Raw genomic sequence first — 3,385 nt, forward strand, 5'->3', positions numbered from 1 at the left:
GAAGATATGGAAATGATCGCTTTCGTAATGAACGACGGTCTGAAATAAGCCATACATAAAAATAAGGCGGACATATTGTCCGCCTTTTCTTATTTTACAAATTTAATTTCTTCTGCAAATACAGTCAGGTAAGCCAGTTTACCGTCTTTTTTCATCAGCAGGATGTGATATTCTTTGCCGCCTTCTGCTTCATATACTTCCTGATTCAGCCATGTTGCGCCCAGGATATAACCGCCCTGTTCCAGCATTTTGTAATTTTTGAATACAACTTTTTTCACAGCGGAACATTCCAGTTTGAAAGTCAGTGTTTCTGCTTTCATTTCCATTGTTTTCAGCATGCTGTCGTGCAGGCTTTCTTCCAGTGCCAGACCATCATAAGCCTTGATCATTTCATCAGCTGCTTTTGCATTCTGTTCGCACCATGCTTTCAGTTTCTGTCTCACTTCTTTTGTGGCAATATCCAGAGCAAGTACACGGGTATCCGCCACTTCTGCCAGGATCGTTTCAGGAATGGAAGCTTCCATACGTTTTACCATTTCTTCGTGCTGATTCATGAATGCAACTTCTGTCTTTGCCTTGCTGAATGCTTCCCCCTGCACTTCTGCAGCATCCTTCTGCTCTTTCACAAAAGCACGGCGACGACGTGTATACAGATCTTTATAGTATTCTTCAGAAAATTCTTCCGCATTTTTGGATACGGACATATTCAAATGCCAGTTTGCATTCTGACAAGTTTCGTACCACTCTTTGGTAAAATATTTCATTTCATTTTCCCCCTTTTTATTACCCACCTATCATATCATTCCTGTCCGGGAAAAACTATTCGTCATTCTTACCAAATAAAATGCAAAAAAGGCGACCTTTTTGGCCGCCTTTCCTAATTTTTTGCTTATTTTCAATGATCGCCCAGCTGATATACGCGGATGATGGAACAAATTTCTTTTACCATGGACATGCCGGAAAGAACAGTCATGGCGTCTCTGAATTTCTTTTCTTCTACGTCATAAGTTACGATAACGATTTCCGCTGTATCGTCCACTTTTGCCTTCTGCAACAGAATGGAAATGCTGACATCGCTGCTGCCGAATACACCTGCAAGAGCTGCCAGAGTACCTGCTCTGTCTTCCAGTTTCATGCGCACATAGTAGCTGCTTGTTGTATCACCGATGCCTTTGATGGGTGTATTTTTGTAGCAGCTGCAGCCGATACGGCCGTTGGCATCGAAAAGCATATTTCTTGCCACGTCCATAACATCGCCTACAACGGCACTGCCTGTAGGCAGGCTGCCCGCACCGCGGCCATAGAACATCGCATCATCTACTGCATCACCGTGTACGAAAACAGCATTAAACGCATCATTTACCGCTGCAAGAGGATGGCTTTCGGGGATCAGTGTAGGGTGAACCTTCACTTCGATACCGGATTCTGTATTTTTTGCAATACCCAGCAGTTTGATGGTACAGCCCAGTTCTTTCGCATAACGCATATCCTTCGCTGTGATCTTTGTGATCCCTTCTGTATAAACGTCATCGAAAGTTACAGGTGTGTGGAAAGCGATGGAAGCCATAATGGCCAGTTTACGGCCTGCGTCATACCCTTCTACATCGGCAGTAGGATCTGCTTCCGCATAGCCCAGATCTGTTGCCAGCTGCAGGGCCTCACTGAAGTCCATCCCTTCATCTTTCATTTTTGTCAAGATAAAGTTTGTGGTACCGTTGATGATGCCCATCACTTCTGTGATATCGTTCCCTGCCAGACACTGTTTCAGAGGGCGGATAATGGGGATACCACCGGCTACTGCCGCTTCAAACAGCAGATCACAGCGATTCTGTGCAGCAATATCCAAAAGTTCATGGCCATGCATAGCCATCAAGTCTTTATTAGCTGTTACTACATGTTTGCCCTTTTCCAGTGCAGCTTTGATATATGTACGGGCAGGTTCAATCCCCCCCATTACTTCTACCATCATATCAATGCTGTCATCGTTGATGACATCTTCCCAGTTATCTGTCAGTTTTTCCGCAGGAACGACCTCTGCATATTTTGCTTTATTGCGTACCAGAACCTTTGTAATTTCCAGTTCTGCTCCAACTTTGAAAGGCATTTCTGCCTTCTGCTTCTCGATAATGTTATAAACACCGCTGCCTACAGTACCCATACCCAACAGCGCGATCTTTCTTGCGAGTTCAGCCATGATTCTTTCCTCCATCTTCTTTTGCTTTTCTTTCGTTTTCATACCGGAAACATCTGTGTTTTCCGCGAGATATATTGATTTTAGCAAATAATTTCTAATTGTCAATAGTTTTTGTCTTTTTTTCAAAAACATTTTTCCGCCGCAGAAAAACATTTCGTATGCAAGTAAATACAATATTTTCTCTTTGCACATACAAAAAAACAGCGAATTTCCAGTATTTGTCTCCTGTCAGACAAATCATCATCCTCCTGATAAAAACATTTGACGAAAAATGTTCTTTCCTTTAATATATTATATGAACGCAATGCATAAAAACCATTGAAAGGAGACATTTTTATAATGGAAACATTTGCAAGCATCATTAGTTCGATCAGCGGCTGGCTCTACAGCTATATCCTGATCGCCCTGCTGATCGCAGCAGGTTTATATTTCACAGTTCGCACCGGATTTGTACAGTTCCGTCTTTTTGGCGAATCTATCCGTGTGATCACAGAAAAACGTTCCGACAAGGACTCCATCTCCTCTTTCCAGGCACTGATGGTATCCACTGCTTCCCGTGTCGGCACAGGTAACGTAGTCGGTGTTACAGGCGCTATCATCGCCGGTGGCCCCGGTGCTGTATTCTGGATGTGGCTGATCGCGATCATCGGCAGTGCATCTGCCTTTGTAGAATCCACACTGGCACAGATCTACAAGAAAAAAGGGGAACACGGTTCTTACGGCGGCCCCGCTTACTACATCAAACAGGCTCTGGGCTCTCCTGCTCTGGGCGGTCTGTTTGCCATTGCTCTGATCCTGACTTACATGGGCGGTTTCAACGCACTGGCATCCTTCAATATGACAGACTTTATCAAGGTTTATGTACCTAATGAAGGTGCATCCCTCTACATCGGTGCAGTGATCGCTGTTCTGGCCGGCATCGTTATTCTGGGCGGCGGCAAACGTATCTCCAAAGTAACAGAATTCATGGTACCTATCATGGCAGGTATCTATATTCTGGCGGCACTCATCGTTGTCATCATGAATATCGGCAGCCTGCCCGCAGTATTTGCAAAAATCTTCAGCGAAGCTTTCAGCACACAGTCCGTATTCGGCGGTCTGCTGGGTGCAGCGATGATGAACGGCATCAAGAGAGGCCTGTACTCCAACGAAGCGGGTATCGGTTCTGCTCCCAACGCAGCTGCTTCCGCT

The 3,385-nt window shown here is 44.8% G+C and carries 3 protein-coding genes; 1 reads left to right on the forward strand and 2 read right to left on the reverse strand.

Annotated features, from left to right (window positions below):
• Positions 1–89: 89 nt before the first annotated feature.
• Positions 90–764, reverse strand: coding sequence for a DUF4085 family protein (locus tag ACJMLT_RS07350; RefSeq protein WP_405728783.1), 675 nt, complete (start codon positions 762–764; stop codon positions 90–92).
• 131 nt (positions 765–895) lie between these two features.
• Positions 896–2,194: a homoserine dehydrogenase gene (locus tag ACJMLT_RS07355; RefSeq protein ID WP_405728786.1), complete on the reverse strand. Its 1,299-nt coding sequence runs from the start codon at positions 2,192–2,194 to the stop codon at positions 896–898.
• A gap of 339 nt (positions 2,195–2,533) precedes the next feature.
• Between ACJMLT_RS07355 and ACJMLT_RS07360 the strand changes: the two genes are divergently transcribed.
• Positions 2,534–3,385 (forward strand): alanine/glycine:cation symporter family protein (locus ACJMLT_RS07360; RefSeq protein WP_405728789.1); only part of this gene is annotated, 852 nt, incomplete at its 3' end.

The sequence above is a fragment of the Anaerotignum sp. genome, from assembly GCF_045122575.1.
In the GTDB taxonomy this organism is placed as follows: Bacteria; Bacillota; Clostridia; order Lachnospirales; family Anaerotignaceae; genus Anaerotignum_A.